The sequence below is a fragment of the Mycobacterium sp. 050134 genome (assembly GCF_036409085.1).
In the GTDB taxonomy this organism is placed as follows: domain Bacteria; phylum Actinomycetota; class Actinomycetes; order Mycobacteriales; family Mycobacteriaceae; genus Mycobacterium.
Genome location: NZ_JAZGLV010000003.1, coordinates 75,972 through 102,602, shown reverse-complemented (window position 1 = coordinate 102,602; position 26,631 = coordinate 75,972). Strand labels below are relative to the sequence as shown.

The window sequence follows — 26,631 nt, the reverse complement described above, 5'->3', positions numbered from 1 at the left end:
CACTCACGGTGTGCCCCCGACGCGGCCCGAGCGCACCGCGTCGACCGATTGGGAGTCGGCGAACTCGGCATAGGTGGGGCAGTCGGTCAGCAGCGACTCGTGCGTGCCACGCCCGACCAGCGCCCCGTTGTCGATGACGATTACCTGGTCGGCTTGGGCTGCGGTCGAAACGCGTTGTGTCACAACAATCATCGTTGCCTCGGCGAAGGCGTCGCGCAGCGCGAGGCGGACCCGGGCGTCGGTGTGCACGTCCAGCGCGGCGAACGAGTCGTCGAACAGGAAGATGGCCGGCCGCCGGACGACCGCGCGGGCGATGGCCAGGCGTTGCCGCTGGCCGCCCGACAGATTGATGCCGCCCTGCGCGACGCGCATGCGCAGGCCGTCGTCGTGCGCACGCACGAACCCGTCGGCGTCGGCCACCCGCAGCGCCGCCCACATCTGTTCGTCCGTGAGCACCTGGCCGGGCGCGGCGCCGTAGCTGAGGTTCTCCGCGACCGTGCCGGAGAAGAGGTACCCGCGCTGGGGCACCAGCCCGATCGCCGACCACAGCGTCTCGGTGCTGTAGTCGCGGACGTCGACGCCGTCGACGAGGACGGCCCCGCCCGTCACGTCGTAGAGCCGGCAGATCAGCGAGATCAGCGTCGACTTCCCCGAACCCGTGCTGCCGACGACCGCGGTGGTGCTGCCGGGGCGCGCCGTCAGCGAGATACCTTCCACCACGGGGCGTTCCGCGCCCGGGTAGGTGAAGGTCGCGCGGTCCAGGCGCACCTCCCCGGCGATGCCGCCCGGCGGTGCCACCGGCCGTTCCGGATCGCCGACCGCGGCGTGAGTGGACAGCACCTCGGTGATCCGTTCGGCGCACACCGACGCCCGCGGCAGCACGACGAGCGTCATCGTCGCCATCAGGACCGCCATCAGGATCTGCGTGAAGTAGGCGAGGAAGGCGGTGAGCGAACCGACCTGCATCTCGCCGTGGTCGATGCGCAGCCCCCCGAACCAGATCAGGGCGACGCTCGACAGGTTGATGGTCAGCGTGGTCACCGGCAGCATCAGCGCCTGCAGATTGCCCGCCCCCAGCGCCGTCGCGGACAGCGCGGTGTTCGCCCGGGCGAAGCGCTCGCGCTCGAAGCGTTCCCGCGCGAAGGCGCGCACCACCCGTATACCGGACAGCTGGTCGCGCATGACCCGGTTGATGCCGTCGATCAGGCCCTGCATGCGGCGCAGCAGCGGCAGCATCCGCGACATGATGAGGTAGTTCGCCACGGCCATGGTGGGAACGCTCACCAGCAGCAACCACGTCAGTGCGGCTTCCTGATGGATGGCCATGGCGATCCCGCCGATGCACATGATCGGGGCGGTTACCAGCACGGTGGCCGATATCTGCACCAGATACTGGATCTGCCGGACGTCGTTGGTGCTGCGAGTCAGCAGCGTGGGTGCGCCGAACCGCGCGGTCTCGCGCTCGGAGAAGGTGGTGACGTGGTCAAACACCGCGCGCCGCAGGTCGCGGCCGAAGCCCATCCCGGTTCGGGAGCCGAAGTAGGTGGCAGCCACCGAGCACAGCACCTGGAAGCCGGTGACCGCCAGCATCAGCAGGCCGAGCCTGACGATGGTGGCGCTGTCGCCCCTGGCCACGCCGTCGTCGATGATCGCGGCGTTCACCGTCGGCAGGTACAGCGATGCCATGGTGCTGATCAGTTGCAGGCCCATCAGCGCCGCGACCAGCCGGCGGTAGGGCCGGATGTACTGGCGCAGCAGTGCCAGGAGCATCTGGTAACTGTCGCACACCGGCGGCACCCGGGTCGCGACCACCGCGCGCGGTGGTCGCCCGCATCGCCGAATCGAATTGCCTGCTCAGGTGGCGCGTCGGTGTTGACCCAGGGGGCTGCCGCTACAGTGCATCGTGTGACCAGCAGTTGGCAAACCAGCGGTGCGGCGTAGCGTGCGGGCGCTGGCTGTTGCGGCATCGGCCTTGATGATCCTGATCCCGACGGTCACCGCCTGCTCCAGCGGCGGCGACAATAAGCCGGGCTCGTCGGGCCCCTCGACGACGGGAAACGCGGAGGGGCACCACGGGCCGATGTTCCCACAATGCGGCGGCGTCAGCGATCAGACGGTGGCGGAGCTGACGAAGATGAGCGGGCTGGTCAACACCGCCCGAAACTCGGTGGGCTGTCAGTGGCTGGCCGGCGGCGGAATCCTGGGACCGCACTTCTCCTTCTCCTGGTACCGCGGCAGCCCGATCGGGCGCGAGCGCAAAACCGAGGAGTTGTCGCGCGCGAGCGTTGAGGACATCAACATCAACGGCCACGGCGGCTTCATTGCGATCGGCAACGAGCCCAATCTGGGCGACTCGCTCTGCGAGGTCGGCATCCAATTCCAGGACGACTTCATCGAATGGTCGGTTAGCTTCAACCAGAAACCGTTTCCGCCGCCATGCGACATAGCGAAAGAACTTGCCCGTCAGTCGATTGCGAACTCCAAATGATCGCCCGGACGCGTTTCGGCCGCCGCGCGAGAGCCGCCGCCACTGTGGCGATCCTCGCCCTGCTGGTGCTGACCGGCTGCTCGAAGTCGATCGGAGGGACCGCGATCAAGGCCGGTGGCAACGTCCCGCGCAACAACAACTCCCAGCAGCAGTATCCGAACCTGCTCAAGGAGTGTGAGGTGTTGACCAGCGACATCCTGGCCAAGACCGTCGGCGCGGACCCCCTCGACATCCAGAGCACGTTCGTCGGGGCGATCTGCCGGTGGCAGGCGGCCAACCCGGCCGGTCTCATCGACATCACCCGGTTCTGGTTCGAGCAAGGCAGCCTCTCCGAGGAACGCAAGGTCGCCGACTTCCTCAAATACAAGGTCGAGAGCCGCAACATCGCCGGGATCGAGTCGATCGTCATGCGTCCCGATGACCCCAACGGCGCGTGCGGGGTGGCGAGCGATGCGGCGGGGGTCGTGGGCTGGTGGGTCAATCCTCAGGCGCCCGGGATCGACGCCTGTGGGCAGGCGCTCAAGCTCATGGAGCTGACGCTGGCCACCAACTCCTGAGCGTTACCGCGGCACTTCGAAGCCGGTCAGGGCCGCCCGGCCGGGTTCCAGGGCCTTCCAGGCGCAGGGCACGTCGAGCACGGCGATGGCCGATGTCGGAAATTTCACGGAAACGCGTTCCAGCGCGGCATCGTTCGAGCTGTCGTCGGCCAGGATGAGCGCCAACTCGGACATGGTCGGCTCGTGGCCGACGACCAGCAGGGTGCCGACGTCGTCGGCGGTCTGCGCGATTTCGTCGATCATCGTCCCGGGGGTGCTGGCGTAGATCCGCTCGCTGTACCGGGCCGGGGCGCCGACCCGGGTGTTTTCCAGGGTCTGCCGGGCCCGGGCCGCGGTGGAGCACAGCACCGCGTCGATGGCGGGCGCTTGGGCGCGCAGCCAGTCGCCGGCCAGTCCGGCCTGACGGATGCCGCGGGGCGCCAGCGGCCGGTCGTGGTCGGCGACGCCCTCCGGGTAATCCGACTTCGCGTGCCGCATCAGCAACAAGGTGCGCCGATGGCTCATCGGGCTCACGATAACGAGTCGGCACTTCGAGTGCCATGGCGCGGGCAACTCGGACGGACGAATGCCATCCGACGGATATTTCAATTTGTGAACAAATGTGGGCTCGAGTAGGTACCTTCTGAGCTGTCCTGAGGTTGTCGTGCCACCGGGGATGGGAGCCGCAAATGTCGTCTTATGTGATCGCAGCGACCGAGGTCGTCGCCGTGGCGTCCGAGGACCTGACGGGGATCGGAGAGGCGATCAAGGGGGCGGCCGCAGCGGCGGCGCCCTCGACGACCGGGATCGTCGCGGCGGCCGGTGATGAGGTGTCCGCGGCCGTCGCGAGCCTGTTCGGCGGCTACGCCCAGGAATTTCAGACGTTGACGGCGCGGGCGACGCAGTTCCAGGCCCGGTTCGCGCACGCGCTGAGCGCGGCCGGAGGGGCGTATGCGGCCGCCGAGGCGGCGAATGTGTCGGCGTTGCAAACGCTGGGACAGCAGGCCGAGAGCCTGGGGGTGTTCGCGCCCCTCGAGCAACTGTTGGGTCGCCCCCTGTTTTCCGCAGGGACCGGCGCCGTTACGGGCGCGGCGCCGGGCGCCGGGGGCGGTGGCACCCCCGGCACCATGGTCACCCCCACCGGTGGAGCGGTGACCACCGCCGGCACCGCGGTGCTCAGCGCGCCGGCCACGAACGGGGTGACCGGGGTCAAGGTAGGGTTTTCGTTCCTGCAGATTCCGCTTGGTACGTCCTCCTTCCTGGGAATTCCGCTGGGCCCCTTCAGCTTCCCTGCCCCGGCGCATTGGTACTTCCCGACGCAGGCGGACGGTTCGGTGCACGCCAACGGCGTCATCTACCTGCAGCACGGCTTCGGGGCGATCGGTTGGTTCTACGACCCGTTGGCCATGCAGCTCGCGCAGCAGACGGACAGCATCGTGGTGGTGCCCACCGTGCCGTCGATCCCCTTGCCGTTCGGCGCCTGGCTGAACGCGCCGCAGATGCAGCAAGGCGTGGCCTCGCTGTTCCTCGGCAGCCAGACGGCGCTGAACATCAGCGCCAACCAGGCCGGCTTCATGGGCAAGCTGCCGTCCGACTTCATCCTGGCCGGGCATTCCGCCGGCGGCGGCCTGGCGACGATCGCCGCCGGCGACTACATCGCCGATCTCGGGGCGAACACCGCCGCCAACAACCTCCGCGGGGTGGTGATGTTCGACGGCGTCGCCTCCGATTCCTCCGCCTTCGCGGCCGCGGTCGCCAACCTGCAGGCGCTGCACATCCCCGACTACGTCGTGGCGGCCCCACCCCAGCCGTGGAATCTCTTCGGCGCCACCACCAACGAGCTGGTCGGCCTGAATCCGGGCCAGTTCGTTGGTGTCGAGCTGGTCAACGGCTCGCACGTCGACTCGATGGTGGGCGGACACCCAATCGTCGATTTCGTCGCCCAGCTGCTGACCGGTTTCTCACCCCCCGGCAACACCCAGGCGGTGTACACCCTGTCGTCGGGCTGGATCAACGACATCTACGCGGGAGCCGGCCCGACCGACCCGATCTACGGCATCTACGGACCCACCGGCGGCTACGTGTTCCCGGGCGGTCAAGCGATCATCCTGGGCCGGGCCGCCGGGATCGTATTGCCGGTGTGATCCGGCGGTTCGCCCGGACGTGCCGGGCGAGGTCCCGCGTCTTGTCGGTGCGCAGACCTAGACTTCGCGGTGCCCTGGTAGCCACGCCGATCCGAAAGGGGTGCCGCGATGCGATTCCTGCACACCGCCGACTGGCAGCTGGGCATGACCCGCCACTTTCTGGCGGGGGATGCGCAACCGCGCTTCTCTGCGGCCCGCCGCGACGCCGTGTCCGGCCTGGGCGCGCTCGCCGCCGAGGTCGGTGCCGAGTTCGTCGTGGTCGCCGGGGACGTCTTCGAGCACAACCAGCTGTCGCCCCAAGTCGTCGGCCAGTCCCTGGAAGCCATGCGCGCCATCGGGATTCCCGTTTACCTGCTGCCCGGCAATCACGATCCGCTCGACGCCTCGTCGGTGTACACCAGCGCGCTCTTCACGGCCGAACGCCCCGACAACGTGGTGGTGCTCGACCGGGCCGGTGTGCACGAGGTGCGCCCCGGGGTGGAGATCGTCGCCGCCCCGTGGCGGAGCAAGGCGCCCACCACCGACCTGGTCGCCGAGGTCCTGGGCGAACTGCCCGGCCCGTCCGGGGCGCCGGTGACCCGGATCCTCGTCGCCCACGGGGGCGTCGACGCGCTCGATCCCGACCGGGACAAACCCTCGTTGATCAGGCTCGCCGGCCTCGACGATGCGTTGGCCCGCGGCGCGCTGCACTATGTGGCCCTGGGGGACAAGCACTCCCGCACGCGGGTGGGCGGCAGCGGCCGCGTGTGGTACTCCGGCGCGCCGGAAGTCACCAATTTCGACGACGTGGAAGCCGACGCGGGTCACGTCCTGGTCGTCGACGTCGACGCGGACGGCGTAACCGTCACGCCCCGACAGGTGGGCCGCTGGAAGTTCATCACCATGCATCGTCAGGTCGACTCCCGCCGCGACATCGCCGATCTCGACATGAACCTCGACCTCCTGACGGACAAGGACCGCACGGTGGTCCGGTTGGCGTTGACGGGCTCCTTAACGGTCACCGACCGCGCCGCGCTTGACGCCTGTCTGGACAAGTACGCCAGGCTGTTCGCGTGGCTGGGGCTGTGGGAACGCCACAGCCAACTGGCCGTCGTCCCCGCAGACGGCGAGTTCACCGGTCTCGGCATCGGCGGATTCGCCGCCGCCGCCGTCGAGGAACTCGTCGCGACGGCCCGGGCGGACTCGGAGCAGGCCGTCGACGCGCAGGCGGCGCTGGCGCTCCTGCTGCGCCTGGCCGATCGTGGTGCCGCATGAGGCTGCATCGACTGGTCCTTACGAACTATCGCGGGATCGCGCACCGGGACATCGAGTTCCCCGACCACGGCGTGGTCGTCGTCTCCGGCGCCAACGAGATCGGCAAGTCGTCCATGGTGGAGGCGCTGGACCTGCTGCTGGAGTCCAAGGACCGCTCGACGAAGAAGGAAGTCAAGCAGGTCAAACCCACCCACAGTGACGTGGGGTCCGAAGTGTGCGCCGAAATCAGCTGCGGGCCATATCGTTTCAGGTATCGCAAGCGATTTCACAAGAGGCCTGAGACCGAGTTGACGGTGCTCGCGCCGCGCCGGGAGCAGCTGACCGGGGACGAGGCACACGACCGGGTGCGCGCCATGCTGGCCGAGACGGTGGACAACGACCTTTGGCACGCCCAGCGGGTGTTGCAGTCGTCGTCGACCGCCGCGGTGGACCTGTCCGGCTGCGACGCGCTGTCGCGCGCCCTGGACGTCGCGGCCGCCGACAACGCGGGGCCGCAGGGCACCGAGCCGCTGCTGATCGAGCGGATCGACGCCGAATACGCTCGCTACTTCACCGCCACGGGCCGCCCCACCGGCGAGTGGGCCGCCGCGATCTCCCGGCTGGCGGCCGCCGAGGCGCAGGTCGCCGAGTGCGCGGCGAAAGTGGCCGACGTCGACGATCGGGTGTCCCGCCACGCCGTCCTCACCGAGCGGGTGGCCGAGCTGTCGCAGCAGCGCATCGCGGCCGGCCCGCGGCTCGCGGCCGCGCTGGCCGCCGCCGAACGGATCGCCGACCTCACCGCCGAAGCCCGCGAAGCCGAACTTCTCGCCGCCGCCGAGTCGGCCACCAGCGCCGCGGCCGGCGCCGCCCACAAGGGCCGCCTTCGGCTGCTCGCCGAGATCACCACGCGCACAGCCGCGGTCGCCGCCGCCGAAACCGAAGTGCAGCTGGCCGGCGACGCGCTATCGGCGGCCCGGGCCGCCGCCGCGGACGCCGACGCCACCGTTGAGGAGGGCGTGGCGCTGCTCGCGGGCCTGCGGCACCGGGCCGAGTCCGCCCGCGGCGCCGTCGATCGCCTGGCCGACCGCGCGGAGGCCGAGCGGCTGCGGTCGCGGTTGGCCAGGATCGACGCCGCACAACTCGACCGCGACCGGATCGGCGCCGAGCTGTCGTCGGTGGTGGTCACCGACGAGCTGCTGCGGCGGATCGAGGACGCCGCGGCCGCGGTCGACCGCATCGGCGATCAGCTGGCGTTGACGTCGGCGGCGGTCGAGTTCGCCGCCGTCACTGACATCGAGTTAGACACCGGTGACCGACGGGTGGCCCTGTCGGCGGGCCAAACCTGGTCGACCACCGCGATCGGCCCCACCACGGTCGAGGTTCCCGGTGTGCTGACGGCGCGCATCGCGCCCGGCGCGACTACGCTGGACGTCCAGGCGAAATACACTGCGGCGCAATTGGAATTGTCCGGAGCCCTGGCCGCCGCGGATGCCCAGGACGTGGTGGCCGCACGGGTCGCGGCGGCGCACCGCCGCGACCTGCAGGGCGCCCACGACCGGCTGATCGCCACCTTGGCCGGTCTCCTCGGCGACGAACGGGCCGACGACCTGCGGGAGCGGCTCGCGCGGCTGAGCTCGGGCATCGGGCCGGACCTCCCCGCCATGGACGCAGACGCCGCCCGCGCCGAACTCGAGTCGGCCGAGGCGGCCAGGGCGGCCGCCACCGCCGACTGCGAGACGAGGCGCCGTACCGCCGCGGCGGCAGCCGCGGGACTCGCCGAATCCGTCACGCGCGCAACCGTGGCGGAGAACAGGCTGGAAGCCCAGCGCACTGAGCTGGCCGCGGCGACCGACCGGCTGGCGCACGAGCGGGCGTCGGTCGCGGACGAGGTCCTGGCGGCCGCGGCGGACGCCGGCCTGCTGGCGGCGCAGAGCGCCCAGCGGCGCGTCGCCGAGCTGGCGGATGTCCTGGCGGCCGCCGAGCCGGACGGGGTGGCGGCCGAACTGGCCGCCGCATCGGAGGCGGTCGAGACCCTCCGGGCCGACTACGAAGACGCGGCCCGCGCGCTGCGTGAGATCGACATTGAGCTGTCCGTGTTCGGGACCGAGGGCCGCCAGGGCAGGCTCGACGCCGCCCAAACCGAGCTCGAGCACGCCACCGGGCAGCACTTGCGGATCGGCGGGCGCGCCCGGGCCGCCGAGCTGCTGCGCTCGGTGATGGCGCGCCACCGCGACACCACCCGGTTGCGCTACGTCGAGCCCTACCGCGCCGAGTTGCAGCGCCTGGGGCGGCCGGTGTTCGGGCCCAGCTTCGAGGTCGACATCGACAGCGACCTCTGCATCCGCGCACGCACGCTCAACGGCGTCACGGTGCCGTACGAATCGCTCTCGGGCGGGGCCAAAGAGCAGCTCGGCATCCTGGCGCGGCTGGCGGGGGCCGCCCTGGTGGCCAAGGAGGACACCGTTCCCGTGGTGGTCGACGACGCGCTGGGTTTCACCGATCCCGGCCGGCTGGCCAAGATGGGCGAGGTGTTCGACGCCATGGGGGCGCACGGACAGGTGATCGTGCTGACGTGCAGTCCGGACCGCTACGACGGGGTCAAGGGCGCCCATCGCATCGATCTGACCGCCTAGCGCGGGGCCGGCGGCGGCTCTCGCCCTGACGATCGCGGGTGGCCTCGGCAGAATGGTGCCTATGGCGGGCCGACACCGATGACCATGACCGCGAAACGGCGCCGGGTGCAGGAACGGCTCGCGCGGCTGCCGGGCGTGCGACCTATCCGCCGGCCGGTCTGCCCGGACGGCCCCGACGAGTTCGATCTGTACTACGTGCGAACCGGGCGCAAGTCGGCGCACCCGTTGGTAATCATCCCGGGCGGCCCGGGGGTGGCGTCGGTGCAGATGTACCGGGGCCTGCGGCGCCGCGCCGCCGCCGCGGGCCTCGATGTCATCATGATCGAGCACCGCGGGGTGGGGATGTCCCGCCACGACGACACCGGCGCCGACCTGCCCCCGGAGGCGATCACCGTCAACCAGGTCGTCGACGACGTCGCGGCCGTCCTCGATGACGCCCACGTCGAATCCGCCGTCATCTACGGCGCCTCGTACGGCACCTATATCGCGGCCGGGGTGGGCGTCCGCCATCCCCGCCGGGTGCGGGCGATGATCCTCGACTCGCCCCTGCTGTCCCGGCACGACATCGTGATCGTCCGCAGGGCGATTCGCCGGTTGCTGCTGAAAGGGCAGAGCCCCGAAACCGCCACCATCGCACCCAAGATGCGCACGCTGGTCGACGCCGGAGCGATGACGGCGTCGGCCACCCAGGTCGTCGCAACCATCTACGGATACGGTGGCGCCGCACTGCTCGAGCGGCAGCTCGACCTGCTTCTCGACGGGCGAAAGCTGTTGTGGTGGGCCCTGTCCCGGTTCGCCACGCTGAACCATCTGCCGTTTCGCTACGAGGAAGACTTGGTGAGCCGCATCGCCCTGCGCGAGCTCGACTACGCCGCGCAACCCGACGGCCTGCCGCTCGACCCCGCCGCCGCGGAGCGCGAAACGCGCACGCTCACAGCGACTTTCGAGGACGAGCCGTACGACCTGCCGGCTGAGATGCCCGGCTTCGGCTGGCCGACTGTCGTGGTCTCGGGCGGCCGCGACCTCATCACGCCGCCGGCGGTGGCCAAGCGCGTCGCGGCCCTGATCCCCGACGCGGTGTTGCTGAAGCTGCCCAGCATGGCGCACAGCGCCATCGACTTTCGCGAGCCCGCCGCACTCGTCATCGCCAGGACGGTGTGTCGCGGTGACGTGCACAGCCTCAAAGCCCGGGCTCCGGCCCTGGATGCCATGCCGGCGCGGCCCGAGGTGCGCCTGCTGTGGATGGTGATCGGGCTGGCGGCCGCGGTCGAGGCGGCGCTGCCCGTCCCGCGGCTGGTGCGGCGGCCGATCAGGTCCGCATGAATCCGATTGCGGCGTAATTCAAGTCGGCAAGCCCCGTGGCGCCGAAGTTGGCCAGCGTGCTGCGCACGGCCACGTCACCGGGCGACTGCGTCAGCGGCAGGCTGAAACCCTCGGCCCAGATCAGCTTGTCGAGGTCGTTGGCCAATGCCCGCGCCTTGGCCGGGTCCAGTTCGTGGAGGGTTCGCTCGATCGCGGCGTCAATCTCCGGGCTGCCGATCTTGCCGAAATTGCTTGCGCCATCGGACTTGTAGATTTGGGTCAGCGATGACAGCGGGAAGGCGTCGCCGAGCCAGGCGAATTGCGCCATATCGAAGGCGCCGACGTTGACGTAGTTGCTGAAGAACCCGCTGCCCGACCGCGCGACGAGCTCCAGCTTGACGCCGATCTGCGCGAGGCTGTGCTGCGCGATTTGTGCGAATTGCTTGCTGCCCTGGGCGTCGTAGAACAGGTCGCGGACGACCAGCTGGCGGCCGTCCTTCTCCCGGAACTGGCCGTTCAGCCTCCAGCCCAGCGCGTCGAGCTCGCGCCTGGCCTCGTCGGGGTCGTACGGGTCGACGCCGCTGTTGTCCTGGTAGCCCTTCTGCCCGGCCATGTAGATGTGGTTGTTCAGCGCGACCGGATTGCTGGTGAGCCCGTATTGGACGACCTTGGCGATGGTCTGCCGGTCGATCCCCTTGGTCACCGCCAGGCGTAGCGCCTTGTCTGACAGGATCGACCCGTGGGAGCCGTTGAACGTGAAGTGCGACCAGCTCGGGGCGGGCGCGCGCCGGATCGAGATGCCCTTGGTGCGTTGCGCGATGGTGAGCTGGTCCACCGAGCCCACACCGGTCGCGTCGATCGTGTTGTTCTGCAGGGCGGGTAGCCGCGCGGCGTCGTCGAGCACCAGGTAGGTGATGCTGTCCAGCCGGGGTCGCGGCCCCCACCATCTCGGGTTGCGGGTCAACACGATTCGCTGGGTGGTGCGGTCCAGCGACGACACCACGAACGGTCCGGCCGAGGGCCCTGGGCCCTCCAGCTGTCCCTTGTTGAAGACCTCCGGCGTTGCGGTCGCGCTCGCCGGCAGCAGCATGCCGTTGCCGGCGAACATGCCCCGCCACTCGGCGTAGGGCTGGGCGAACGTCACGACGGCTTGGCGGTCGTCGACGCCGCGGGTCACCGAGGCGACACGCTCGGCGCCATTGGTTCCGGCGATGTCGAATGCCTTGTCGACGCCGCTGGTCGCGTGGATCTGCGCGGCGATGTCCTGCCAGGTGATCGGTGTGCCGTCCGACCACACCGCCTTGGGGTTGATGGTGTAGGTGATCACCTGGGGCGAGGTCCCGGTGAGTTCGACGCTGGTGAAGTAGTCGGTGTCGACGGTGGTCGAGCCGTCGGGCCCGATCACGAACGCCCGCGGCATGGTGGCCTTCATCATCGAGGCGACCTCCACGGAGTTGCCGTCGATGTGCAGGATGTTGAAGTTCGGCGGGAAGTCGCTGAGTGCCAGGCGCAGGTTGCCGCCGTCCCGCAACGTGGCGGGGTCCTGCGGGTTGACGTCGCTGGTAGTGCCGACCTGTGCGTCGCTGCCGGTCGGCGCCGCGAGATTGACGGCGGGGGAGCACCCGGTGAGCGCCATGACCGCCGCGAACACCAGCCCCAGCGCCCGCAATCGAGCAGGTGCGGTTGCTCCCGGAAACCGCGCGCTGGGCGCGGCGCTGTCAGACACGGTTCCCCGGATCCGGTTGCGGCACCGCGCCCAGCAGCCGCCGCGTGTACTCGTGGTGCGGATCGGCGAAGACCCGCTCGCTGTCGCCATGCTCGACGATCCGGCCGGCGTGCATCACCACCACGTGGTGCGCGAGGTGCTTGACCACCGAAAGGTCGTGGGAGACGAACAGATACGAGAGGCCGAATCGCTCCTGCAGGTCGAGCAGCAGGTTGATGATGCCGGCCTGGATGGAAACGTCGAGCGCGGAGACCGGTTCGTCGAGCGCCAGGATCTTCGGCTGCAGCGCCAGCGCCCGCGCGATGCCGATGCGCTGCTTCTGCCCACCCGAGAATTCTGCCGGGTAGCGGACCGCGTCCGCGTGGCCCAGGCCGACGATGCCGAGCAGTTCGGCAACGCGGGTGTTGGTGTCGCCCTTGTCGAACCCGTTGGCCCGCAATGGTTCGGCGATCAGCTCGTATACCGGCAGCCGCGGGTCCAGCGAGGCGACCGGGTCCTGGAAGACGACCTGGATGTCGCGTCGCAGCGATCGCCGCGCCCTCGGACTCAGCGTGGCGACGTCGGTGCCGAGCACCTCGATCGAACCCGACTGCGGGACGGTCAGTTCGAGGATCGCGTGCAGGGTGGTCGACTTGCCTGAACCGGATTCGCCGACGATGCCGAGGGTGCGCCCCTGGTGCAGCTCGAAGCTGACGCCGTCGACGGCCCGGACCTCGCCCACGGCGCGGCGCAGCAGCACGCCCTTGGTCAGCTTGTAGGTCTTGGCCAGGTCACGCACCCGCACCACGACCGGTGAGTCACCCGAGGGCGCCGGGGTCGCCTCGGTGCTGATGCCGTAGATGTCGGCGGCGCTGCGGCCGTCGACCTCATCGGTGCGGATGCAGGCGGCGCCGTGCCCGGCTCCCACCTCGACCAATTCCGGTTCCGCGGCGCGGCACTCGTCGACGGCGAGCGGGCAGCGCGGGGAGAACGGGCAGCCGGGCGCGAGGCCGGCCAACGACGGGGGCGCCCCGGGGATCGGCACCAGCCGGGTGCCCCGTGCGGCGTCCAGTCGGGGCACCGAACCCAGCAGCCCCACCGTGTAGGGCATCCGGCGGTCCCGGTACAGGTCCGCCACGCCGGCGGACTCGACGACGCGCCCGGCGTACATCACCAGCGCCCGGTCGGCGAACTCCGCGACCACGCCCAGGTCGTGGGTGATGATCAGCACGCCCGCGCCGGTCACGTCGCGCGCCGTCTTGAGCACGTCGAGGATCTGCGCTTGTACCGTGACGTCGAGCGCGGTCGTGGGTTCGTCGCAGATCAACAGGTCGGGGTCGTTGGCGATCGCGATAGCGATGACGACCCGCTGGCGCTCGCCGCCGGACAGCTCGTGCGGGAAGGCCCGGGCCCGTCGCTCCGGCTGCGAAATGCCCACCAGCTCAAGCAGTTCGACCGCCCTGCGGCGCGCCGCCTGCTTGCCGACGCGGGGCTGGTGGACTTCGATCGCCTCGGCGATCTGGTCGCCGACGGTGTACACGGGTGTCAGTGCGGACATCGGATCCTGGAACACCATGCCGACCGCCTTGCCGCGGAACCGCGACATCGCGCCGTCGCCGAGGCCCAGCAGCTCGTTGCCGTGCAGCCGCACCGAGCCGCGCACCGTCGCGTACTGCGGCAGCAGGCCCACGACGGCCATCGCCGAGACGGACTTGCCCGAGCCCGACTCGCCCACCATGGCCACCACCTCGCCCGGGTCGATGCGGTAGCTGATGCCCCGCACCGCCGTCACCGGGTGACCGTCGCCCGGAAAGTCGACCTCGAGGCCGCCGACCTCCAACAGGGCGCTCATCGGCGCGGCCCACTGCCCGGGTCGAGCGCGTCGCGCAGGCCATCGCCGGTCACGTTGGCGCACACGAGGATCAGCACCAGCACCCCGGCCGGAAACATGAACACCCACGGGAAGGTGGTGGCCGACTGGGTGCCGTTGGCGATCAGCGTTCCCAACGACACATCCGGCGGCTGGATGCCGAACCCGAGATAGCTCAGGCTGGTCTCGGCCAGGATCGCCGAACCGACGTTGAGGGCGGCGTCGATGATGAGGATGGACGCCACGTTGGGCACCACGTGCCTGAGGATGATTCGGCGACTGGATACACCCATGTACCTTGCCGCGCGGATGAATTCGCGGTCACGCAGGCTCATGGTCATGCCGCGCACCATGCGGGAGCTCACCATCCAGCCGAACCCCGCCAGCAGCAGGACGAGCAGCAAGATGTTGGCCGAGTTCTTGATTCGTGGGGTGACGATGGCGATCAGGATGAACGCGGGCACCACCAGTAGCAGGTCCACCAACCACATGAGCGCCCGGTCGCGCCAGCCGCCGAAATATCCCGCGATCGATCCGACGGTGGCGGCAATGCCCGTGGAGATGAACGCCACGCACACACCGATCAGCATCGATTTCTGCATCCCGCGCAGGATCTGGGCCAGCAGGTCCTGGCCCAGCGCGTTGGTGCCCAGCCAGTGACTTCCGTTGGGCGGCTGCAACAGCGCATTGAAGTCCAGGTCGTCGTAGGAATACGGCAGCACCGGGGGCAGCGTGTAGCAGCCGACGAAAAGCAGCACCAGCAGGGCCAGCGACGCCACCGCGAGCCGGTTGCGCCCGAACCGGCGCAGCACCAGCGTGCGGCGCGACGTGAAGGTCGTCACCTCCGAACCCGAAACCCCTTGGGCGTTCACGAGACCCGCACTCTCGGATCGAGGGCGGCGTAGAAGACGTCTGATAGCAGCCCGGCGAGCAACACCACCGTGCCGGAGAACAGCGTGATCGCCGCGATGATGTTGGTGTCCTGCGTCGAGATCCCCTGCACCAGCCATTCGCCCATGCCGTGCCAGCCGAAGATCTTCTCGACGAACACCGCGCCGGTGACCAATCCCGCGACCCCGTAGGCGAACAGCGTGGCCAACGGGATCAGCGCGGTGCGCAGCCCATGCTTGAGCAGGGCGCGCCTGCGGGTGAGCCCCTTGGCGCGGGCGGTGCGGATGAAGTCCTGGCCGAGGACGTCGAGCATCGCATTGCGCTGGTACCGGCTGTATCCGGCGGCGGCGATCAGGGCCAGGGTCAGCGATGGCAGCATCAGGTGCCGCAGGCGGTCGAGCAATTGATACCCGACCCCGCCGGTCACGCCCGGCGATGTCTCGCCGGTGTAGTCGAACAGGTGGGCGTCGAGGGCCCAGTTCGTCCGGAGCCCGGCGAGGATGAGCAGGTTGGCGATCACGAAGCTGGGGGTGCTCAGGATCAGCAGCGCGAAGATGGTGACGACGCGGTCGCTGAGTTGGTATTGGCGGATCGCCCCCCAGGCCCCCGCGGCGATGCCCAGCACGGTGCCCGCCACCGAGCCGATGACCAGCAACCGCAGGGTGACGCCGACGCGGCGCCACAGCGTGTCATCCACGGGTTGGCCGGTGATGGTGGTCCCGAAATCGCCCTGCAGGACGTGCGACGCCCAGTGCAGGTAGCGGATCGGGATCGGCACATCCAGCCCCAGCGCGTGGGCCTTGGCGTCGATGACGGCCTGCGGGGGCCGGGGGTTGCGCTGCAGCAGGTTGTCGAGCGGCGAGAACGCCAACGACGTCAGGCAGTACGTCAAGAACGATGCCAGCGCCAGCAGCAGCAGGTAGTTCATCAGCCGGCGCGCCAGGAATCGAGTCATGCCCGACCGCATCGCCCGTGTCGCATTGGGACAGGTTAACCAGCCCAGCGCGGCATGGCCGGGGGTACCGCCGCACGATCCTTTTGATTCGGTTGATTCTGACGGGTGTATTCCGGGTGGCCGGGAATTAAGATCCTCGGCGGCGCCCCGGATCCAGCAAAGCGGTGCCCCGAGTCCACGAGGAGGCGCGCGTGACCGTCACCGACGACTACCTGGCCAACAACGGCGAGTACGCCAGCGGGTTTCACGGCCCCCTGCCGATGCCCCCGAGCAAACACCTTGCCGTGGTCGCCTGTATGGACGCCAGGCTCGACGTCTACCGCCTCCTCGGCCTGAACGAGGGGGAGGCCCATGTCATCCGCAACGCGGGCGGTGTCGTCACCGACGACGTCATCCGTTCCCTGGCGATCAGCCAGCGGCTGCTGGGAACGCGGGAGATCATCCTGATCCACCACACCGACTGCGGGATGCTCACCTTCACCGACGACGACTTCAAGCGGGCCATCCAGGAAGAGACGGGGGTGAAGCCGCCCTGGGCGGCCGAGGCCTTCCCGGATCCCGCCGAGGATGTCCGGCAGTCGCTGCGCCGCATCGACAACAGCCCCTTTGTCACCAAGCACGTCTCGGCGCGCGGGTTCGTCTTCGACGTCGCCACCGGCAAGCTGGCCGAAGTCACCCTCTAGGCCACCTCTAGGTCACCTCTAGGCCACCGCCTCCCTTCGCCGAGCAGACGCAAAAGTCGGCGACACGCCGGAATTTGGGTGGATTTTGCGTCTGCTCGCTCGGGGCGGTACCCCATCTCCAGAGCGAATCGCCATTGACATCGGCCAGGCCCGCTGATTCCATAGATGACAATAGCCGTTAACTTGGTCAAATCTACCGGATTAACCATGACAGGATCCCCATGACCAACGCTGTGACAGCCGGGCCCGCCGTGGGCCAGTACGAATTGAGTCACCTGCGCTCGTTGGAGGCCGAGGCCATCCACATCATTCGGGAGGTTGCCGCGGAGTTCGAACGGCCCGTGCTGTTGTTCTCGGGCGGCAAGGACTCCATCGTCATGCTGCACCTGGCGCTCAAGGCCTTTCGGCCCGGGCGGCTGCCGTTCCCGGTGATGCACGTCGACACCGGGCACAACTTCGACGAGGTGATCGCCGCCCGGGACGAACTGGTCGCCGAGTCCGGCGTACGCCTCGTCGTGGCCTCTGTGCAGGACGACATCGACGCCGGCCGCGTCGTCGAGACGATCCCGTCGCGCAACCCAATCCAGACGGTCACGCTGCTCCGCGCCATCCGGGAGAACAAGTTCGACGCCGCGTTCGGCGGGGCGCGCCGCGACGAGGAGAAGGCCCGGGCCAAGGAGCGGGTGTTCAGCTTCCGCGACGAGTTCGGTCAGTGGGACCCGAAGTCGCAACGGCCCGAGCTGTGGAACCTCTACAACGGCCGGCACCACAAGGGCGAGCACATCCGCGCGTTCCCGCTGTCGAACTGGACGGAGTTCGACATCTGGTCCTACATCGGCGCCGAGAAGGTCAAGCTGCCGTCCATCTATTTCGCGCACCGGCGCAAGGTCTTCAGCCGCGACGGCATGCTGCTCGCGGTGCACCGGCACATGCAGCCCCGCCCCGACGAGCGCGTGTTCGAGGCGACGGTGCGGTTCCGCACCGTCGGGGACGTCACCTGCACCGGGTGCGTCGACTCGCAGGCCTCCACAGTGTCGGAGGTCATCGCCGAGACGGCGGTGTCCCGGCTCACCGAGCGCGGGGCGACTCGCGCCGACGACCGGATCTCCGAGGCCGGAATGGAAGACCGCAAGAGGCAGGGTTACTTCTGATGACAACGTTGTTGAGGCTGGCCACCGCCGGGTCCGTCGATGACGGCAAGTCCACGCTCATCGGGCGGCTGCTCTACGACTCCAAGGCCGTCATGGAGGACCAGTGGGCGGCGGTGGAGCGCACCTCGAAGGAGCGCGGCCACGACTACACGGACCTAGCGCTGGTCACCGACGGGTTGCGGGCGGAGCGCGAGCAGGGCATCACGATCGACGTCGCCTACCGCTATTTCGCCACTCCGAAGCGGAAATTCATCATCGCCGACACCCCCGGCCACATCCAGTACACGCGCAACATGGTGACGGGCGCGTCGACGGCCCAGCTCGTGATCGTCCTGGTCGACGCCCGCCACGGCCTGCTGGAGCAGTCCCGCCGGCACGCCTTCCTGGCGTCGCTGCTGGGCATCCGGCACATCGTCCTCGCGGTCAACAAGATGGATCTGATCGGTTGGGATAAAGAGAAATTCGACGCAATCCGCGACGAGTTCCACGCCTTCGCGGCGCGGTTGGACGTGCACGACGTCGCCACCATCCCGATCTCCGCGCTGCATGGCGACAATGTGGTGAGCAAGTCCGACCAGACACCCTGGTACGAGGGGCCGTCGCTGCTGTCGCACTTGGAGGAGGTCTACATCGCCGGTGACCGCAACCTGGTCGACGTGCGATTCCCCGTCCAGTACGTCATCCGCCCGCACACCCTCGAGCATCAGGACCACCGCAGCTACGCCGGCACCATGGCCAGCGGCGTGATGCGCCCGGGCGACGAGGTGGTGGTGCTGCCGGTCGGCAAGACCACCCGGATCACGGCGATCGAGGGCCCCAACGGGCCCGTCGACGAGGCGTTCCCGCCGATGGCGGTGTCGATCAGCCTGGCGGACCACATCGACATCTCGCGCGGTGACATGATCGCCCGCACCAACAACCAGCCCAGGGTCGCCCAGGACTTCGACGCCACCGTGTGCTGGATGGCCGACGGCGCGGCGCTCGAACCCGGCCGCGACTACCTCATCAAGCACACCACCCGCACCACCCGGGCGCGCGTGACCGGGCTCGACTACCGGCTCGACGTCAACACCCTGCATCGGGACAAGACCGCAACGGCGTTGCAGCTCAACGAACTTGGCCGCATCTCGCTGCGCACCCAGGTGCCGCTGCTGCTCGACGAATACACCCGTAACGCGAGCACCGGCTCGTTCATCCTCATCGACCCCAACACCAATGGCACGGTCGCGGCGGGCATGGTGCTGCGCGACGTCAGCGCCCAGGCGGCCAGCCCCAACACCGTCCGCCACAGCTCGTCGGCCGTCGCCGAGGCGCGTACGCGGGGCAGGACGGTGTGGTTCACCGGTCTGTCCGGGTCGGGCAAGTCGTCGGTGGCCATGCTGGTCGAGCAGAATCTGCTCGAAAGCGACACCCCCGCTTACGTTCTCGATGGCGACAACCTGCGCCATGGGCTGAACGCCGACCTGGGCTTCAGCATGGCCGACCGCGCGGAGAACCTGCGCCGGCTCGCGCATGTGGCGGCGTTGCTCGCCGACTCCGGCCAGGTTGTCCTGGTACCGGCGATCAGCCCGCTGGCCGAACAGCGGGAGCTGGCGCGCAAGGTGCACGCCGACGCCGGCCTGGATTTTGTCGAGGTGTTCTGCGACACCCCGATCGAGGAATGCGAAAAGCGGGATCCGAAGGGCCTTTACGCGAAGGCTCGCGCGGGCGAGATCACCCAGTTCACCGGCATCGACAGCCCGTACCAGCCGCCGGTGAATCCCGAACTGCGGCTGACCCCCGACGACACGCTCGAGGAGCAGGCGCAGCGGATCGTCGACCTGATCCGGTCGCGGGCTTAGCGCGGCGGGCCGGCTCCGCCCGGCCGGGTGGCACAATCCTCAGTTGTGCGCATGTCAGCCAAGGCCGAGTACGCCGTGCGGGCGATGGTGCAGCTCGCCACGGTGGGCAGCGGCACACTGGTCAAGACCGACGACATCGCGCAGGCGCAGAGCATCCCCGCGCAGTTCCTGGTCGACATCTTGACCAACCTGCGCACCGATCGCCTGGTCCGCAGCCATCGCGGGCGCGATGGGGGCTACGAGCTGGCGCGGCCCGGGGATCAGATCAGCATCGCCGACGTCTTGCGCTGCATAGACGGGCCGCTGGCCAGCGTCCGGGACATCGGGCTCGGCGACCTACCGTATTCGGGCCCGACGGCGCCGCTCGCGGACGTGTGGCGCGCCCTGCGGGCCAGCATGCGGTCGGTGCTGGAGGAGACGACCCTGGCCGACGTCGCGGCCGGCAAGCTGCCCGAGCATGTCGCGCGACTGGCCGACGACTACCGCAGCCAGGAGAGCTTCCGGCACGGGTCGCCGCGCGGCGGTGACTAGCCGGCCGTGCCGTACGGCCTGGTCAGGATCTCCATGGCGTGCCCGGACGGGTCCAGGAAGTAGACCCCGCGCCCGCCGTCTCTGTGGTTGACCTCGCCGGGCTGTTGTTGGCGCGGGTCCGCCCAGTGCTGCAGGCCGCGGTCCTGGATCTTGCCGTAGATCGCGTCGAAGTCCCCCTCGGTGACCAGGAACGCGTAGTGCTGGCGCCGGATCTCCTCGCCCTCGGGGGCGTCGGCGTAGTCGAGGGTGGCGCCGTGCTCGAGTTGGACGGCCATAAAGTGCCCGAACGGTTTGGGCTCCGGCAGGCCGAACAGCTCGGCGAGGAACTCGGCCGATTTCCGCTTGTCCCGTGCGGCGACGATGGTGTGGTTGAAGCTGATGCCCATGCTTCCTCTCTACCCCTCTCCCGAACCTCGCGAGCGTGCGTGTTTGCACGCCGACACGCCGTAACAGCCGTCATTCCGCGCACGCTCGCCGTGGCAAAGCGGCCGCCTACTTGGGCGCCGTGAGCTCCAGGGCGATGTTGTCGGGGTCGCGAAACTCCAGGATGTAGGACGGCCCGATGTCCTTGACGGGCTCGTGGGCGACGCCGACTTCGTCGAGATGGACTGCTGCAGCGTCCAATTCGGCCTTGGTGCCCAGCCGGAACGCGATGTGGTCGAGGCCCGCGCGGTTCTCGTCGAACCGGTCGGTGGCGACCGGGCGCAGCCCGAGCAGCGTGCCGCCCAGGTCATAAATCACCCCGCCGAACAAAAAGCTCAGCTGTTTGCGCGTGGCCTCGTCGGCGTTCTCGGGAAGCTCCACCAGCACCGGCCAGCCGAACACGCTCTCGTAGAACCGCCGCGACCGCCCGATGTCGGTGACGGTGAGCCGGACGTGCGCGATGGAGTTACTGGTCAGTCCCATCCGGTCATGCTGCCACCGGACATCGCCGACATGCCAGAATCGCCGTCGTGCAGGTAGCGATGACCATGCCGGTGATGGAGCCGGACTTGGATGCGGCGGTGCTGGAGGAGTGGGCCCGTGCGATCGACGACGGCCCCTTCTCCTCGTTGTGCTGGGGCGAGCGCATCGCGTTCGACAACCCCGACAACCTGACGCTGCTGGGCGCGCTGGCGGCCTGGACCGACCGGGTCCGGTTGTTGACGACGGTGATCGTGCCCCAGTTGCACGACCCGGTCATGCTGGCCAAGGCGCTGGCCACCGGCGACGTGCTGTGCGGCGGCCGGCTGTCGGTCGGCATCGGCGTGGGCGGCCGGCACGAGGATTATCACGCGGTCGGCGCGGACCCGGCCACGCAAACCATCCGCGGCATGGCCGAGCGCGTGGCCGTCATGAAACGGGTGTGGGCCGGCGAGAAGATCACCGAGTCGGTGCTGCCGGTCGGGCCGTCGCCGGTCCAACCGGGCGGCCCGCCCCTGCTGGTGGGCAGCATCGGGCCCAAGACCATCCAGCGTGCCGCGGAGTGGGCCGACGGGCTGGCCGGAACCACGCTCGACCTCGACGTCGCCAAGCAGGACGAGCTGTTCGACGTGGCCAGGCGGGCGTGGGCGCAGGCCGGAAAGCCGAAGCCGCGCCTGGTCACGTCGTTCTGGTTTGCGTTCGGCGCACCCGACCAGGCGCGCGCCCAAGTGCACCGCCACCTGCGCCACTATATGAACTGGATCCCGGCCGAGTACGTCGATGCGATGGCTCCGATGACGGGCTGGGCCGGCAGCGAGGACGAGCTCCTCGACGTGCTGCGGGCGTTCGAACGGATCGGCACCGACGAGGTGCAGCTCATTCCCACGAGCGCCGACGTCGAGCAGCTCCGGCGCGCGGCCGACGTCGCGGCCCGACTGTAGGTGAGTTGCCACGCCCGGATGCGGGCGATTTCATTAGCGGCATGAGCCAGCTGGACATCTCCGAGTTGACGCGGCGCGTCGCGGAGAGCGCGGACAGGGGTGATTTCGCGGGTGCCACGGGGCACGCCGCGGAGCTGCTGGACGCCTGCCAAGCGGCCTGGGGCGAACGGCACCCCGAGGTGCTGGAGGTGCGGATGTCGCTGGCCACCCTGCGGCTCCAGGCGGGCGACGCCGACGTCGCCTACGCCGAGTTGGCGCGGCTGGTGCCCGACATCGTCGATGTGCTCGGCCCCGACCACGTCAGCGCCTTGGTCGCGCGCCACCTGCTGGCGAATCGGCCCGGGCGCGAACCGCTTTCGGCGCTGACCGACTGGTTGCGGCTGTTCGCCGACGCCCAGCGGGTCCTAGGCGCCGACCACGAGATCGCGCTGGCGGCCCGGGAGAGGATCGCCGAAAAGCGCTGGGAAATAGGGGATCTCGCGGGTGCCATGGCCGAGGGTGGAATGGTGCTCGCGGCGCGGCGCAGGCTGGTCGGCGACGACCACGCCGACACCCTCGGGGCGCGCTTGCTGCTAGCGATATGGCGGGGCCGGGCGTCCGATATCCCCGGGGCCGTGGCCGACCTCGAGGCGCTGCTGGCCGAAACGGCGGAGAAGCTCGGACCCGACCACGCCCACACCTTGACTGCCCGGCACATGCTCACGCTGTGGGCGCCGGATCGCGTCGGCGCGACGGACGGGGTCGCCGCGTGGCAGGCGCTGTTCGACGAGGAGGCGCGGCTGCTCGGCGCCGATCACCCGGTGACCGCGGCGTCCCGGCAGGAACTGGCCCGACGGCGCAGCGCGGTGGGCTGAGCTCAGCTGGCCTCCGCTTTCGGTGACGGCTTGTCGCCGACGACCTGGGGCGGCTGGCCCTTGCGCAGGGTCGCCAGCAGTTCGCGGTAGGGGCCGACGACGTAGACGGTGTCCCCGGCGCAAAGGCGCGCGTCGCGGCGGGGGTGCAGCTTGATCGGCGAATCGTCGCGGGTGATCGCGATGACCCGGGTCTGCGTGGACAGTTCGAACATCTGCAGCCCGTCCAGCTCGCTACCGGCGGCGACGTGCATCCCGCCGACCATGAACGAGCGCTGGCCGACCGAGAACGTCCCCAGCACCTGCAGGCCCATCGCGGCGCCGATGAACCAGGGCGCGGCCAGTTCGACGGTGGACCGCACGTTGTCGAAGCCGAACCGCTGCGCCACGGCGGCGCCCAGCGAGCGGTCGTACACCCGCAGCACTAGTGGAACGTCGGGCCGGTGCACCTCGGGCATCACCCGCGGCCCGAGCATCTCGCGCAGGACGATGCCGGTCTCGATGTTGACCATGTCGTCCTGCGTCAGCACCGCGACCGCGCGCGCGTGCTTGACGCCCGCCGACTCCAGCGTCTGGCGCAGCGTGGCGTCGCCGAAAATCACCGGCACGTGCAATTCGGCCGCGACCGATAGGAAGCGGTTGTTCTCGTCCAGCTCGATCACCGCGACGTCATACCCCGCCCGCGCCAGGTCGGCGACGACCCGGCTGCCGAACGACCCGAGACCGACGACGATGACGTGGTTGCGCAGGTGTTGGGCCCGCCGGCGGCCGGCCGAGTAGGCGAAGCGCCGCGAGAGCAGCAGGTCGGCGATGAACGCGACGAGAATCGCGGTGGTCATGACGCCCGCGAACATCAACATGACGCTGAACAGCCGCAGCCAGATCGGCTGCTGGACAAAGCTGAAGTCGCCGTATCCCACCGTCGCGATGGTCTCCGTGCTGAAGTAAAGCGCGTCGATCCACTGCATGCCCGGGCGCTGATAGCTGAACCGCAGCACGATCGTGGAGCCCGCCAGCAGGCACGCGGCGGCCAGCAAGGCGCGCGGGAACATCGGGTTGACGTCGTTGCGCAGCGAACGCGCGGCGTCGACCATCCGGCGCAGCCACGGCCGGCGGTAGCGTGTCGGCGCGGCCCGCGGAATTTTGATGCCGCGGGCGGCGAGTTGGTCGGCGGTGCCGATCATCGCCGTCCAATCGCCGGCGCTCACCCGCAAGTCACGGCCCGGGCACGGCACCACCGCACCCGGATCGGCGGTGTCCTTGCCGTGGATCACCGCCACCGGTGCCAGATCGCCGTAGATCTCGCGCAGCGTCGCGTCGTAGGGCACGTCGGCACCCGAGACCACGAACTTGATGCCGGCTGCCTCGAACGGGTGGGTGGTGTAGGCCAGGCACGCCTCGACGACGGACGGCGCCGCGAGCTCGGCCACGTCGAGGATCGCCCCGGGGCCGTTGTCGTCGGCCATGGCTTCGCGCAGCACGTCGTTGGCCAGCCGCGCCACCACCCGCACGCGGGGATTGGCTTTCCTTGCCAGCAAAGCAATTTCGAGGTTCACCGCGTCGTCGTCGCCGGCGCAGACGATCGCGACGGCGTGATCGATGCCCACCGCGGCGAGCCCCCCGGGGCGGTCGAGCTTGCCGACGCTGACGCCGGCATTGTTGAGTTCCTCGATGATGGTCGTGGCCAGCGCGTCTTCGCCGCTGACGATGATGTGGCGGCGCATCTCACGCACGCTCGGAATCGTCAGGCATAAACCACCTCTGGTCGGCGTTTGCTCGTTGCTATGACTATCGGGCACCGCCGGTATTTTTGCCACCAAAACCTGTGCCACCAAAACCTGCGTGCCGTCATGGTCCGACCACACGGCCCAGCCACATCTGGCTCACTGACGCGTAGGTGCCGTCGTTGGCGATGATGTTGAGCCATTGGTTGACTCACTGTTGGGTCGTCGTGCCGGCGTGGCGGATCAGGTAGGCCTTCTGCTCGAATGTGCGCGGCTGGTCCACGTCGACCCCGCACAGCACGGGGTGTTTGGCTGTCCGCCAACGGATTTCGGTGATCTTTGCGTCGGCTGTGCCCGCGATCACCTGGTCGAAGATGGTGTTGTTGTCCGGGTAGTCGATGACGGTGGCATCGTGCAGCGTCGCCTTGTCGACGAGCTCGAGGTAACGCTTGACGCTGTGGGTGATGGCTCCCGGGGACGGCATGGATTCGGACGCTACCTCGTCGGCACCCGGCCGCCTCGGGGTGCCGCGATACTGGCGGTGTGCCCTTCATCGAACGCGTCGCGTCCCGCGAGATCTACCGCAACCCGTGGCTGGTTCTCCGGGAGGACGAAATACGTCGCCCCGACGGCAGCGCCGGCATCTACAGCGTGGTGGACAAGCAGGCGTACGCGCTTGTGCTGCCCTACGACGGCAGCCGCTTCCGATTGGTGGAGCAGTTTCGCTACCCGCTCGGCGCCCGGCGATGGGAGTTCCCGCAGGGCACCGCGCCCGATCTTGCCGAATCGGAACCCTCGGAGCTGGCCGCGCGCGAGCTGCGCGAGGAGACCGGATTGCGCGCGACGACGTTCGAGGCGTTGGGCCAGCTCGACGTTGCCGCCGGGATGACCAGTCAGCGCGGATGGGTCTTCCTGGCGACCGGGATCGTCGAGGGCGAGGCGGACCGGGAGCACGAGGAACAGGACATGTGCAGCGCCTGGTTCAGTCGCGAGGACTTCGAGGAGATGGTCCGCTCCGGTGTAGTCACGGACGCGCAGTCAATCGCCGCCTACGGCCTCTTCCTGCTCGCCGGGCACTAGCGCCCGGTTGGCCGCGGCGACCTGCCTATCGAGATCGACGCCAGCGCGACAAAGTGCGAGTGACCAGCACGCTGACGTCGATCTCGGTTGTCGCGGGAGCGGGTTCGCGTCGTGTGGGGACCCGCCGGGCCCCGCATTCCGCGGTGATGTCGGTCACGCCGACGTGACGTACTGCGGGCAGTAGGCCGATGCGGCGTCGACGGAAAAGGTCTTGGCGCCGTTGGCGCTCAGGCCCGTGGTCTTGGCCACCGCACTAATGACGTCCTTGCTCGAGTAGCCCTGATCGAGCGCTTTGCACACGCCGTGGGCCTCGTTGACCGCGGCCGCGGCGCTCGGCGGTGTGATCCCGTCGGCCGACAGCTGGGCGAGGAAGGCGTCGTCCACGGAGCTGGCGCCGGCGGAGCCCGCCAGGCCGAGCGCGGTCAAACCGAGGGCGGCGGCCAGCGTGGTACCCGCTACGGAGGCGGTGAGACGGCGAGCGAACATTGGGAACTCCTCATGCTGGTTGATTCGGTGGGGCGCTTTGTGGGCCTGAAGAAAGAATCAGCAGCCGGCCTTTACAAGTTCTCAACAAATTCTTGACACGAGCTCAACACGGTTTTCCTACCGTGCCGTCGGCACATGTTCGAAAGAAGCCGTGAATTGCGCGCAGCAAAGCTGTCGAGTCGCGGGGCCTTCGAACGTGTGATAGACCAAAAACACTGCTGACACGATGATTAGCGCAATAGAGGGGGCAACGGCATGGCAATCGCAAAAAGCTTCGCCGCAACCGCTGTGTTCGCCGGCGTAGCTTTCGGCACCGCGGTCACGGCCTGGGCCGACACTCCGACGATGGACGGCAGTTACACCGAAACCTCGACCTCGCCGGACGGCAAGGCCGTTTCCACCTCGTGGTCGGTCAACTCGTGTGGCGACGGATGCATATTCATCAAGGCCGGGGCCGGCGGTCACCAAGCGCATTTGGTCAATGGTCAGTGGGTGTCGGACACGTTCAACGACGCGATATGCGCGGACGGGTCCTATGTGATGTACGCGTCGAAGGCCCACATGGTGTGGGATCCGAACACGCTGGTCGGCACCGTTGACCTCACCTACATCATTCCGGCCTGCGGCAAGCCGCCGGGCTACACGCAGACCAACAAGGTTGAGATCAAGCAGTCGTCCTGACG

At 69.1% G+C, this 26,631-nt stretch carries 25 protein-coding genes; 14 read left to right on the top strand and 11 right to left on the bottom strand.

Going from position 1 to position 26,631, the window contains the following annotated elements:
- Positions 1 to 3 precede the first annotated feature (3 nt).
- Positions 4 to 1,770 carry an ABC transporter ATP-binding protein gene (locus SKC42_RS04340; RefSeq protein ID WP_330963076.1) on the bottom strand — a complete coding sequence of 589 codons (1,767 nt, stop codon included), beginning with the start codon at positions 1,768 to 1,770 and terminating at the stop codon, positions 4 to 6.
- Positions 1,771 to 1,930: 160 nt separating this feature from the next.
- On the opposite strand from SKC42_RS04340, the gene SKC42_RS04335 reads away from it, so the two are divergent.
- Positions 1,931 to 2,488 carry a DUF3558 domain-containing protein gene (locus tag SKC42_RS04335; protein WP_330963075.1) on the top strand — a complete coding sequence of 186 codons (558 nt, stop codon included), beginning with the start codon at positions 1,931 to 1,933 and terminating at the stop codon, positions 2,486 to 2,488.
- Positions 2,485 to 3,045, top strand: a complete 561-nt coding sequence (locus SKC42_RS04330; protein WP_330963074.1) for a DUF3558 domain-containing protein — start codon at positions 2,485 to 2,487, stop codon at positions 3,043 to 3,045. Before SKC42_RS04335 ends, SKC42_RS04330 begins: the two co-directional genes overlap by 4 nt.
- Positions 3,046 to 3,048: 3 nt before the next feature.
- Here the strand turns inward: SKC42_RS04330 and SKC42_RS04325 are convergent, their stop codons facing one another.
- On the bottom strand, positions 3,049 to 3,549 hold the full coding sequence (locus SKC42_RS04325; RefSeq protein ID WP_330963073.1) for a SixA phosphatase family protein: 501 nt from the start codon (positions 3,547 to 3,549) through the stop codon (positions 3,049 to 3,051).
- 164 nt (positions 3,550 to 3,713) lie between these two features.
- Here SKC42_RS04325 and SKC42_RS04320 point away from each other — a divergent pair, with 164 nt between their 5' ends.
- From SKC42_RS04320 to SKC42_RS04305, 4 genes are all read left to right on the top strand, one after another.
- Positions 3,714 to 5,168 (top strand): PE family protein, encoded by a 1,455-nt coding sequence (locus tag SKC42_RS04320; protein ID WP_330963072.1) that lies wholly within the window; start codon positions 3,714 to 3,716, stop codon positions 5,166 to 5,168.
- Positions 5,169 to 5,276: 108 nt separating this feature from the next.
- Positions 5,277 to 6,422, top strand: a complete 1,146-nt coding sequence (locus tag SKC42_RS04315; protein WP_330963071.1) for a metallophosphoesterase family protein — start codon at positions 5,277 to 5,279, stop codon at positions 6,420 to 6,422.
- Positions 6,419 to 9,034 (top strand): AAA family ATPase, encoded by a 2,616-nt coding sequence (locus tag SKC42_RS04310; protein WP_330963070.1) that lies wholly within the window; start codon positions 6,419 to 6,421, stop codon positions 9,032 to 9,034. The genes SKC42_RS04315 and SKC42_RS04310 overlap by 4 nt, the downstream gene beginning before the upstream one ends.
- Positions 9,035 to 9,112: 78 nt before the next feature.
- Positions 9,113 to 10,357 carry an alpha/beta hydrolase gene (locus SKC42_RS04305; RefSeq protein ID WP_330963069.1) on the top strand — a complete coding sequence of 415 codons (1,245 nt, stop codon included), beginning with the start codon at positions 9,113 to 9,115 and terminating at the stop codon, positions 10,355 to 10,357.
- Here the strand turns inward: SKC42_RS04305 and SKC42_RS04300 are convergent.
- The 4 genes from SKC42_RS04300 to SKC42_RS04285 form a co-directional block, all read right to left on the bottom strand.
- A complete protein-coding gene (locus SKC42_RS04300; protein ID WP_330963271.1) occupies positions 10,344 to 11,972 on the bottom strand; it encodes an ABC transporter family substrate-binding protein in 1,629 nt (542 codons plus the stop codon). The genes SKC42_RS04305 and SKC42_RS04300 overlap by 14 nt on opposite strands.
- A gap of 82 nt (positions 11,973 to 12,054) precedes the next feature.
- The gene (locus tag SKC42_RS04295; RefSeq protein ID WP_330963068.1) at positions 12,055 to 13,893 is read right to left on the bottom strand and encodes an ABC transporter ATP-binding protein; all 1,839 of its coding nucleotides are present in this window, start codon (positions 13,891 to 13,893) and stop codon (positions 12,055 to 12,057) included.
- Positions 13,890 to 14,753 (bottom strand): ABC transporter permease, encoded by an 864-nt coding sequence (locus SKC42_RS04290; RefSeq protein ID WP_330963067.1) that lies wholly within the window; start codon positions 14,751 to 14,753, stop codon positions 13,890 to 13,892. The genes SKC42_RS04295 and SKC42_RS04290 overlap by 4 nt, the downstream gene beginning before the upstream one ends.
- 26 nt (positions 14,754 to 14,779) lie before the next feature.
- On the bottom strand, positions 14,780 to 15,757 hold the full coding sequence (locus SKC42_RS04285; RefSeq protein ID WP_330963066.1) for an ABC transporter permease: 978 nt from the start codon (positions 15,755 to 15,757) through the stop codon (positions 14,780 to 14,782).
- Positions 15,758 to 15,948: 191 nt separating this feature from the next.
- On the opposite strand from SKC42_RS04285, the gene SKC42_RS04280 reads away from it, so the two are divergent.
- From SKC42_RS04280 to SKC42_RS04265, 4 genes are all read left to right on the top strand, one after another.
- Positions 15,949 to 16,440 (top strand): beta-class carbonic anhydrase, encoded by a 492-nt coding sequence (locus SKC42_RS04280; RefSeq protein ID WP_330963065.1) that lies wholly within the window; start codon positions 15,949 to 15,951, stop codon positions 16,438 to 16,440.
- Positions 16,441 to 16,661: 221 nt separating this feature from the next.
- Positions 16,662 to 17,591, top strand: a complete 930-nt coding sequence (gene cysD, locus SKC42_RS04275) for a sulfate adenylyltransferase subunit CysD (RefSeq protein ID WP_442931972.1) — start codon at positions 16,662 to 16,664, stop codon at positions 17,589 to 17,591.
- Positions 17,591 to 19,432 carry an adenylyl-sulfate kinase gene (cysC, locus tag SKC42_RS04270; RefSeq protein ID WP_330963064.1) on the top strand — a complete coding sequence of 614 codons (1,842 nt, stop codon included), beginning with the start codon at positions 17,591 to 17,593 and terminating at the stop codon, positions 19,430 to 19,432. Before cysD ends, cysC begins: the two co-directional genes overlap by 1 nt.
- A 45-nt stretch (positions 19,433 to 19,477) precedes the next feature.
- The gene (locus SKC42_RS04265) at positions 19,478 to 19,963 is read left to right on the top strand and encodes an Rrf2 family transcriptional regulator (protein ID WP_330963063.1); all 486 of its coding nucleotides are present in this window, start codon (positions 19,478 to 19,480) and stop codon (positions 19,961 to 19,963) included.
- On the opposite strand, the gene SKC42_RS04260 is transcribed toward SKC42_RS04265, so the two are convergent.
- Positions 19,960 to 20,349 (bottom strand): VOC family protein, encoded by a 390-nt coding sequence (locus SKC42_RS04260; RefSeq protein ID WP_330963062.1) that lies wholly within the window; start codon positions 20,347 to 20,349, stop codon positions 19,960 to 19,962. The two genes, SKC42_RS04265 and SKC42_RS04260, sit on opposite strands and share 4 nt — an antisense overlap.
- Before the next feature lie 106 nt (positions 20,350 to 20,455).
- Positions 20,456 to 20,869 (bottom strand): VOC family protein, encoded by a 414-nt coding sequence (locus SKC42_RS04255; RefSeq protein ID WP_330963061.1) that lies wholly within the window; start codon positions 20,867 to 20,869, stop codon positions 20,456 to 20,458.
- Positions 20,870 to 20,928: 59 nt separating this feature from the next.
- Between SKC42_RS04255 and SKC42_RS04250 the strand changes: the two genes are divergently transcribed.
- Together SKC42_RS04250 and SKC42_RS04245 are read left to right on the top strand one after the other, a co-directional pair.
- A complete protein-coding gene (locus SKC42_RS04250) occupies positions 20,929 to 21,807 on the top strand; it encodes an LLM class flavin-dependent oxidoreductase (protein ID WP_330963270.1) in 879 nt (292 codons plus the stop codon).
- Positions 21,808 to 21,848: 41 nt separating this feature from the next.
- Positions 21,849 to 22,661, top strand: a complete 813-nt coding sequence (locus SKC42_RS04245) for a tetratricopeptide repeat protein (protein ID WP_330963060.1) — start codon at positions 21,849 to 21,851, stop codon at positions 22,659 to 22,661.
- A gap of 2 nt (positions 22,662 to 22,663) precedes the next feature.
- Here the strand turns inward: SKC42_RS04245 and SKC42_RS04240 are convergent, their stop codons facing one another.
- Together SKC42_RS04240 and SKC42_RS04235 are read right to left on the bottom strand one after the other, a co-directional pair.
- On the bottom strand, positions 22,664 to 24,382 hold the full coding sequence (locus SKC42_RS04240) for an NAD-binding protein (RefSeq protein WP_330963269.1): 1,719 nt from the start codon (positions 24,380 to 24,382) through the stop codon (positions 22,664 to 22,666).
- A 211-nt stretch (positions 24,383 to 24,593) separates the two neighbouring features.
- Positions 24,594 to 24,866 carry a hypothetical protein gene (locus SKC42_RS04235; RefSeq protein WP_330963059.1) on the bottom strand — a complete coding sequence of 91 codons (273 nt, stop codon included), beginning with the start codon at positions 24,864 to 24,866 and terminating at the stop codon, positions 24,594 to 24,596.
- A 59-nt stretch (positions 24,867 to 24,925) separates the two neighbouring features.
- Here SKC42_RS04235 and SKC42_RS04230 point away from each other — a divergent pair, with 59 nt between their 5' ends.
- Complete coding sequence (locus tag SKC42_RS04230; protein WP_330963058.1) at positions 24,926 to 25,462, top strand: NUDIX hydrolase; 537 nt, start codon at positions 24,926 to 24,928, stop codon at positions 25,460 to 25,462.
- A gap of 153 nt (positions 25,463 to 25,615) precedes the next feature.
- Here the strand turns inward: SKC42_RS04230 and SKC42_RS04225 are convergent, their stop codons facing one another.
- Complete coding sequence (locus SKC42_RS04225) at positions 25,616 to 25,948, bottom strand: DUF732 domain-containing protein (protein WP_330963057.1); 333 nt, start codon at positions 25,946 to 25,948, stop codon at positions 25,616 to 25,618.
- Between the two features lie 255 nt (positions 25,949 to 26,203).
- Between SKC42_RS04225 and SKC42_RS04220 the strand changes: the two genes are divergently transcribed.
- Positions 26,204 to 26,629, top strand: a complete 426-nt coding sequence (locus tag SKC42_RS04220) for a hypothetical protein (RefSeq protein ID WP_330963056.1) — start codon at positions 26,204 to 26,206, stop codon at positions 26,627 to 26,629.
- Positions 26,630 to 26,631: the final 2 nt, after the last annotated feature.

Bases quoted from the DNA above. Each gene is read 5' to 3' on its own strand.
- SKC42_RS04235 (WP_330963059.1), bottom strand. From the start codon at position 24,866: ATGCCGTCCCCGGGAGCCATCACCCACAGCGTCAAGCGTTACCTCGAG.
- SKC42_RS04300 (WP_330963271.1), bottom strand. From the start codon at position 11,972: ATGGCGCTCACCGGGTGCTCCCCCGCCGTCAATCTCGCGGCGCCGACC.
- SKC42_RS04225 (WP_330963057.1), bottom strand. From the start codon at position 25,948: ATGTTCGCTCGCCGTCTCACCGCCTCCGTAGCGGGTACCACGCTGGCC.
- SKC42_RS04260 (WP_330963062.1), bottom strand. From the start codon at position 20,349: ATGGGCATCAGCTTCAACCACACCATCGTCGCCGCACGGGACAAGCGG.
- cysC (WP_330963064.1), top strand. From the start codon at position 17,591: ATGACAACGTTGTTGAGGCTGGCCACCGCCGGGTCCGTCGATGACGGC.
- SKC42_RS04295 (WP_330963068.1), bottom strand. From the start codon at position 13,893: ATGAGCGCCCTGTTGGAGGTCGGCGGCCTCGAGGTCGACTTTCCGGGC.
- SKC42_RS04245 (WP_330963060.1), top strand. From the start codon at position 21,849: ATGAGCCAGCTGGACATCTCCGAGTTGACGCGGCGCGTCGCGGAGAGC.
- SKC42_RS04315 (WP_330963071.1), top strand. From the start codon at position 5,277: ATGCGATTCCTGCACACCGCCGACTGGCAGCTGGGCATGACCCGCCAC.
- SKC42_RS04340 (WP_330963076.1), bottom strand. From the start codon at position 1,770: ATGCTCCTGGCACTGCTGCGCCAGTACATCCGGCCCTACCGCCGGCTG.
- SKC42_RS04310 (WP_330963070.1), top strand. From the start codon at position 6,419: ATGAGGCTGCATCGACTGGTCCTTACGAACTATCGCGGGATCGCGCAC.
- SKC42_RS04330 (WP_330963074.1), top strand. From the start codon at position 2,485: ATGATCGCCCGGACGCGTTTCGGCCGCCGCGCGAGAGCCGCCGCCACT.
- SKC42_RS04240 (WP_330963269.1), bottom strand. From the start codon at position 24,382: ATGCGCCGCCACATCATCGTCAGCGGCGAAGACGCGCTGGCCACGACC.
- SKC42_RS04325 (WP_330963073.1), bottom strand. From the start codon at position 3,549: ATGAGCCATCGGCGCACCTTGTTGCTGATGCGGCACGCGAAGTCGGAT.
- SKC42_RS04320 (WP_330963072.1), top strand. From the start codon at position 3,714: ATGTCGTCTTATGTGATCGCAGCGACCGAGGTCGTCGCCGTGGCGTCC.
- SKC42_RS04250 (WP_330963270.1), top strand. From the start codon at position 20,929: ATGACCATGCCGGTGATGGAGCCGGACTTGGATGCGGCGGTGCTGGAG.
- SKC42_RS04305 (WP_330963069.1), top strand. From the start codon at position 9,113: ATGACCATGACCGCGAAACGGCGCCGGGTGCAGGAACGGCTCGCGCGG.
- SKC42_RS04255 (WP_330963061.1), bottom strand. From the start codon at position 20,869: ATGGGACTGACCAGTAACTCCATCGCGCACGTCCGGCTCACCGTCACC.
- cysD (WP_442931972.1), top strand. From the start codon at position 16,662: ATGACCAACGCTGTGACAGCCGGGCCCGCCGTGGGCCAGTACGAATTG.
- SKC42_RS04285 (WP_330963066.1), bottom strand. From the start codon at position 15,757: ATGACTCGATTCCTGGCGCGCCGGCTGATGAACTACCTGCTGCTGCTG.
- SKC42_RS04220 (WP_330963056.1), top strand. From the start codon at position 26,204: ATGGCAATCGCAAAAAGCTTCGCCGCAACCGCTGTGTTCGCCGGCGTA.